Consider the following 6,574-nt stretch of genomic DNA (forward strand, 5'->3'; position numbering starts at 1 on the left):
CGTCGGAGTCGGGGTCGATCCCCACCATCCACACCGGTTCCAGCACCGGGCTTCGCTGAAGCTTGGCCAGCAGGTCGGTCCCGATGTTGCCCGGGCCGATCAGGGCGCATTTGATTTTCTGGGTCATGGTAATTCTCTCTTGTTGGATAGGGCGGATCAGCCAAACAGGGCCGTGACGCTGCCGAGGCCTTCGACGCTGACATCGAAGCGTTCGCCGGGCCGGACGCTGACCATGGGGCCGAGGGCGCCGGTGAGGACGATGTCGCCGGCCAGCAGGGGGCGGCCGCATCGCACCATCACGTCGGCCAGCCATACGGCGGCGTTGAGGGGGCTGCCCAGGCAGGCGCGGCCGTTGCCGGTGGACACCACTTCGGCACCACGGCGCATTTCCATGGCGCAGGCGGTGAGGTCCACATCCTTCAGCAGACGCGGCTGACCGCCGACCACAAAGAGGCCGCTGGAGGCGTTGTCGGCCACGGTATCGACGAAGCGGATGTTCCAGTTCTCGATCCGGCTATCGACGATCTCGATGGCGGGCAGCACGTACTCGGTGGCGCGGATGAGGTCGGCGTAGGTGTGCCGCTCGTGGGTCAGATCGCGACCGATGACGAGGGCCACCTCGGCCTCGACCTTGGGCTGGATCAGGCGCCCGAGGGCCACCGGCTCGCCATCGCCCACGGCCATGTCGGCAAACAGCATGCCGAAATCGGGCTGATCGACCCCCAGCTGGGCCTGCACGGCCAGGGAGGTGAGACCGATCTTGCGCCCCACCAGGCGGCGGCCTTCGGCCAGCCAGGCCTGGGTGTTGGCCTCCTGGACGGCGTAGGCTCCGTCCTGATCGGCGTGGCGCAGACGGTCGCGCAGGGGGGCGATGGTGTGGCCGCCGGCAGCCGCTGCCTTGAGCAGCCCGGCCGCGGCTTCCGTGCCGAGCAGGGAAGCGTCGTTCATCACTTCACCAGCTTCCAGTGGTTGTTTTCGACCTTGATCAGCACGATGGCGCTGGCATCGTAGCCGGCGTGGTCGTTGGCGCCCATGGTGTAGACGCCATTGGTGCCGACCAGCTTGCTGGTCTTCTCGATGCCGTCACGCAGGGCGCTGCGGAACTCCGGGGTGCCGGATTTCACCTTGCCCTTCTGGGCGGTGACGATGGCGTTCTGCAGCAGCAGCCAGGCATCCCAGGAGGCGCCGGCGAAGGTGGAGCGGGAATCAGGGCCGTTCTTGGCTTCGAGTTCCTTCACGAAGGCCACGCCGGCCTTCTTGGTGGGGTGGCTGTCGGGCAGCTGTTCGGCCACGAGCACCGGGCCCACGGGGATCAGCGCACCTTCGACAGCCTTGCCGCCGACGCGCAGGAACTCCTTGCTGGTGACGCCGTGGGACTGGTAGATCTTGCCCTTGTAGCCGCGCTCGCGCAGGGTGATCTGGGGCATGGCGGCGGGGGTGCCGGAGGCACCGACGAAGACCACGTCGGGCTTGGCCGACATCACCTTGAGCACCTGGGCCTGCACGCTGGGGTCGGCGCGGCCGTAGCGCTCGGTGGCGACAATCTTGATCTTTCCTTCGGTGGCCTTGGTGAGGGCCTTCAGCAGCAGCTCGCCCCAGGAGTCGGAGAAGCCGATGAAGCCCACGGTTTTGGCGCCGCCTTCGACCATGTCGGCCACCACGCGGCCCACCATCAAGTCGGCGGAGGGCTCGCTGCGGAAGATGTAGCCTCGCTTGTCGCCGGACACATCCAGGGGCGCGACGGAGATCATCGGGGTCTTCTCGGCGTTGGCCACGTCGGCCATGGCCACGGCGGTGCTGATCAGGTTGGGGCCGAGAATGGCGTCCACCTTGTTTTCGGAGATCAGCTTGCGCACGTTCTTGACCGCGTTGGTGGGGTCGGTACCGTCATCAAGGACGATGAAGTTGAGCTTTTCGCCACCGATGGTGGTGGGAAACAGGGCCACGGCCTTCTTGGTTTCGGCGCCCAGGGCTGCGGCCGGGCCGGTGAGGGAAGCGATGACGCCCACGTTGATGTCGGCCAGGGCCGGGGTGGCGGCCAGGGCGGCGATGCCCAGGGCAATGAGTTGGCGGCTATTCATGGTTTGTCTCCTCGGTTGGGTATTTGGATGCTGTTGTTCGGGGTCAGGTGGCCACGCCTGTGAGGGCCGCAAAGCCGGCGATCCATTCGGGAATCGCCCGGTAGTAGCGGGACTGCACTTGGTAGTGCCCGCCGGTGGCGGCGTTCATGGCGGCGTTGGCGGCCACCCAGGTCTTCACTTCGTGGGCCGAGGCGCCGGCCGCCTCGGTGATGGCGGCGTTGCCATAGGCGTCCAGCGCAGTCCAGTCCTGGCAGGCCAGGTTGGCCATGAAGGCCTGGTCCCACTGGGGGTTGAGCGGATGCAAGGGGCTGTCGCCGGTGGAAAAGAGGGTGGCGGCGTCGATGGTGCGCTGCTGGCGTGCGGCCCGGGCGTCGGGGCTGGGGTTGCGGCCGGCGATCAGGCGCTCGGCCACTTCCGGCACGGCGGTGGCGATCTGGGGCACCGGCGGGTTGTGGGACAGGCCGCCGGAACCGACGATCAGGGTGCGCTTGCCCAGCTTGCGGGCAAACTCGCCCACCGCCTCGCCAAACTGGCGGGCCCGGCGGAAGCTGATCACCGGCGGCGCGACGCTGTTGATGAAGAGGGGGATCACCGGGTAGCGGGCAAGGCTGCCGCAGATCTCCTCCAGGGGCTGGGCAAAGCCGTGATCCACCAGCATGCGGTAGGAAATGGCCAGATCGATGTCGGCCGCCACCACGTGCTGGGCGCAGGCTTCGGCGATGTCCCGGGGTACGTCCAGCGGGCCCGGCGAGGTCATGTAGTCGCCCACCGAGGTGGCCGAGGTGCCAATGCACAGCTGGGGCATGGTGTCCAGGAAGAAGCCGTTGTAGTGGTCCGGGGCAAACAGGAAGACCAGCTCCGGATCAAAGGCCTCCACCTCGGCGTGCACAGCGGCGACGATACGGCCGGCCTCCTCGACCACGTCGGGCAGCGGGTCCACGTAGCCCTTCAGGGGCGTGTGGGAGAGGCATTGCAGCAGAAAGCTCATGCGGCCTCCTTCAGCGCAGCCGCCGACGGGTGTGCGGCGTCCACCTTGAGGCCCATCTTGCCGGCCACGGCTTCGAGCAGTTCGTTGATCTCCACCGGGAAGGAGATGCCGGCCACGAAGCGGTCGGGGCGGATCAGGGCGATGGAGCCGGGGTGCTCGCCAAACCAGTCCTTGAGGCGCAGCTGTTCGTCACCGATGACTTCGGTGGCATCGCTGATGTCCACCCGGCGCTGCATCTGCACCACCGGCTTGACGGTGAGGATGCGTGCATCCATCGCCGCCAGGATGGCCTTGCTGCGCGGGGTGAGCCAGTAGTTGGGGTCGGCGCCCCAGGACAGCAGGGCAAAACCGGTGCCGATCACGTCGTCCAGCAGCTTCACCTCACCCGCCTGGGTACGCACCCGGGGCTGGATGAAGAGGCGACCCACCGGGGAGTTCTTGCGCGGGGTCTTCTCGTGCACCACCAGGCCTTCGGGGTAGAAGGGCATGGGCTTGTAGCGCATCTCGCTGAAGTAACGCTTCACCGCCGGGATCTGGTTGAGCAGCCAGGTGCTGGCGTCGCGGAAGGCGGCCTTGAAGACGTTGCGCGGGTAGAAGATGCGGCCGGCCGCCACCGACAGGTCGATCATGGCCTTGGCGTGGGGCGGGCGCTCGATGTTGTAGGTTTCGAGCAGGGTGTCGGAGGCCTTGCCCTTGACCACCCAGGCCAGCTTCCAGGCCAGGTTGGTGGCGTCGCGCATGCCTGTGTTGTAACCCTGGCCCTGCCACACGGGCATGATGTGGGCCGCGTCGCCGGAGAGCATCACGCGGCCCACCTTCCAGCGGTCGGCGATGCGGGCGTTGTGGGTGTAGACGCGCTTGCGGATGAAGTCGAGCTTGTTGATGTCGGTGCCGGGGGGCAGCACCTTGCCGAGCAGCTCGGCCATGCGCGCCGGGGCGGTGATCTGCTCCTCGGTCTCGCCTTCCCACACCATGAACTCGAAGCGGCGCACACCGTCGGGCAGGGCCACCGACACGTAGGGGCGCTTGGGGTCGGAGTGCATGTAGATGTAGGGCACGCCGAGGGGATCGTTGCGGATGTCCACCACCAGCCACTGGGAGGTGTCGGTGAAGCCGCCGAAGCCCACGCCCAGCTGGGTGCGCACCACGCTGCGGCCCCCATCGGCGCCCACAAGGTAGCGGCAGCGCAGGGTTTGGGGGCTGCCCGCGTGGCTGAGCTTGAGGGTGACGCCGTCCTTGTCCTGCTCAAAAGACTGGAGTTCGGTGGACATCTGGACCCGCGCATTGTCAAAACGCTTGAGGCCCTCCATCAGCTCCCGATCCACCGCCGGCTGGTTGAAGGCATTGCGCCGGGACCAGCCGAACTCATCGGTGCGCGGCTCGATGGAGGCATACACCCGGCCGCTGGCATTGACGAAGCGCATCCAGTGGTAAGGGGTCAGGTGCTGCTGCACCTGCTCCACAAGACCGATACCCTGGATGCTGCGCAGACATTCGTCGTCCATGCCGACGGCGCGGGGGTAATCGATCAGGGCGTCGCCCTTTTCAAGGAGCATCACACTGATGCCGTGCAAACCGAGGGTGTTGGCAATGGTCAGACCGACCGGGCCGGCTCCGACAACGATCACGTCCGCGTCGAAGCGCTGGTTTTCGCTCATGAATGTCTCCTGGTGTTCCCGATTCGCCTGGGGGAAACCACCGCGGGAAACGCGAAGGGCCGGCGCCGGAAATTACGTTATGAGAAACTTGTTGAGCGGATTCTAGGGTTGCAAGCGCGCCGGGCAAAAAATAAAATCGGAACGTCCACCAGATGCACAACGCTGATTTAAAACGATAACTTGCCACGCAAAAACACAGGATCGGACTACACCCTGGTACGCGGCCTGACCCGCGGGCTGGACCTGCTGCGGGCCATCAACGTACAGGAAGGGGGCCGTTCCAGCCTCGGCCAGCTGGCCACGGCCACCGGCCTGCACCGCACCACGGTGCGCCGCCTGCTGGAGACATTGATCGCCGAGGGCTATGTGCGGCGCAGTGATTCGGACGACAGCTATTGTCTGGCCTTGCGCGTGCGCTCCCTGGCGGAAGGCTTCCGGGATGACGACTGGATCTCCGGCATCGTCGCCCCGGCGCTGTCGGAACTGCTGCAGGCGGTGGTGTGGCCATCGGACCTGACCACCCCCCAGGGTGCCCATCTGGTGATCCGCGAATCCACCCACCGCTTCAGCCCCCTGTCCTTCCACCGGGCCATGGTGGGCCAGACCATGCCCATGCTGCTCACCGCAGCCGGCCGCGCCTTCCTGGGCGCCTGCCCGGACGACCAGCGAGAAGAGATCCTGCAACTGGCCCGCGCCGGCACCGACGACCAGGCCCGCCTGGCCGCCGACGAACGTTTCGTGGCCAATGTGCTGGGACGTACCCGGGAACAGGGCTACGGCAGCAACGACGGGGAATGGACCTCCCAGCGCAAGGTGGGGGCCATTGCACTGCCCATCATGCTCAACGGGCGCCCGCTGGGGGCGATCAACCTCGTCTATCTGAACCGCATGGTGACGCTGAAGGAGGCAGAACGGCGCTATCTGCCCGCGCTGCAGCGGGCAGTGAGCCGGATCGAGGAGAAGCTGGCGGAGCAGCAGGGGCTGCGGTAGGGCTGTTAAGTCAGCGACAGCCGCACGCGCCGCCAACGAGCAACGGCACACCTAATAATTTACTTGTCATCAGTATGGACGTAGCGGTAAATTCATAACGCATGAACATATCCGATTCCTTAAGGCTGAAGTGCTGACCCATCGACAAGCCTCCAGAGGATCCAACCATCGAAGCGATCAGCCCCCCAGCTCCCGAAAGGGAGACGACATCTCGGCTGACAGCATCGCGATGGCATTTTCAGGATTCACAACACGACCAATCGGGGCGTCCTGGAAAATTGGGTAACGGATGTCGCCCACTTGACGTCAGAAATTTAAACAACCCTCAGGGGAAAATATGGCTTTCAGAATGAAGACATTGTTTCTCACAGCCCCTCTTCTTTTTGCTTCGTTTTCGTCTATTGCCGAATCCACTGACACTCGCTTGGTCGGAAATTGGCAAGGGCAAAGAAGCCAAGAAGGGAAGTGCTCATTTATGGCTTGGAAAATGGGCAGAACAGCAGACGGAAAATTCGAAGTCACCTTTTACAGCGACCCGGAAAAAACACGAATCCTTGGGAAGGAGAAGGGGCACCGGGAAGTCAAAGACGGCAGACTATCACTGCTTACTGATGGCGTCCCAACCCCTGATTTATACGTCTATACGTTTATTGACAATAATTCAGTAAAGTTCTCAAACGTAAAGCGTGATCCAGCAGCAGACTGCATGGCCGACTATGAATTTACAGATCGGGCGCCTCGAAAAACCTCAGCTTGCCCACCCTTGGTAAAATTACATCGTCCTGACCCCTGCTGCAGCTTATCCCGATGAAACAGCGTAGTGCCATCAAGACTGACCTGTTTGCCGACGAACACCA

Annotated in this window: 5 protein-coding genes and 1 pseudogene; 1 reads left to right on the forward strand and 5 read right to left on the reverse strand. The window is 64.5% G+C overall.

Features of this window, described 5'->3' with window-relative positions; all coding sequences use genetic code 11:
• From PHI64_RS23070 to PHI64_RS23090, 5 genes and pseudogenes are all read right to left on the reverse strand, one after another.
• Positions 1–127 (reverse strand): annotated as a pseudogene (locus PHI64_RS23070) (acetaldehyde dehydrogenase (acetylating)); the annotation flags it as partial.
• A 29-nt stretch (positions 128–156) separates the two neighbouring features.
• Positions 157–948: a 2-keto-4-pentenoate hydratase gene (mhpD, locus tag PHI64_RS23075; RefSeq protein WP_299888624.1), complete on the reverse strand. Its 792-nt coding sequence runs from the start codon at positions 946–948 to the stop codon at positions 157–159.
• Positions 948–2,081: an ABC transporter substrate-binding protein gene (locus PHI64_RS23080; protein ID WP_299888627.1), complete on the reverse strand. Its 1,134-nt coding sequence runs from the start codon at positions 2,079–2,081 to the stop codon at positions 948–950. The genes mhpD and PHI64_RS23080 overlap by 1 nt, the downstream gene beginning before the upstream one ends.
• A 43-nt stretch (positions 2,082–2,124) precedes the next feature.
• Entirely contained in the window at positions 2,125–3,069 is a 945-nt protein-coding gene (locus PHI64_RS23085) for a 3-carboxyethylcatechol 2,3-dioxygenase (protein ID WP_299888630.1), read from the reverse strand.
• Entirely contained in the window at positions 3,066–4,727 is a 1,662-nt protein-coding gene (locus PHI64_RS23090) for a bifunctional 3-(3-hydroxy-phenyl)propionate/3-hydroxycinnamic acid hydroxylase (protein WP_299888634.1), read from the reverse strand. Before PHI64_RS23090 ends, PHI64_RS23085 begins: the two co-directional genes overlap by 4 nt.
• A gap of 180 nt (positions 4,728–4,907) precedes the next feature.
• Here PHI64_RS23090 and PHI64_RS23095 point away from each other — a divergent pair, with 180 nt between their 5' ends.
• Complete coding sequence (locus PHI64_RS23095) at positions 4,908–5,717, forward strand: DNA-binding transcriptional regulator (RefSeq protein ID WP_299888637.1); 810 nt, start codon at positions 4,908–4,910, stop codon at positions 5,715–5,717.
• The last annotated feature ends 857 nt before the right edge of the window (positions 5,718–6,574 follow it).

The organism is Zoogloea sp. (genome assembly GCF_028689785.1).
In the GTDB taxonomy this organism is placed as follows: Bacteria; Pseudomonadota; Gammaproteobacteria; order Burkholderiales; family Rhodocyclaceae; genus Zoogloea.

Excerpts from the sequence above, each read along its gene's own strand:
- mhpD (WP_299888624.1), bottom strand. The coding sequence starts at position 948 with ATGAACGACGCTTCCCTGCTCGGCACGGAAGCCGCGGCCGGGCTGCTC.
- PHI64_RS23080 (WP_299888627.1), bottom strand. The coding sequence starts at position 2,081 with ATGAATAGCCGCCAACTCATTGCCCTGGGCATCGCCGCCCTGGCCGCC.
- PHI64_RS23085 (WP_299888630.1), bottom strand. The coding sequence starts at position 3,069 with ATGAGCTTTCTGCTGCAATGCCTCTCCCACACGCCCCTGAAGGGCTAC.
- PHI64_RS23090 (WP_299888634.1), bottom strand. The coding sequence starts at position 4,727 with ATGAGCGAAAACCAGCGCTTCGACGCGGACGTGATCGTTGTCGGAGCC.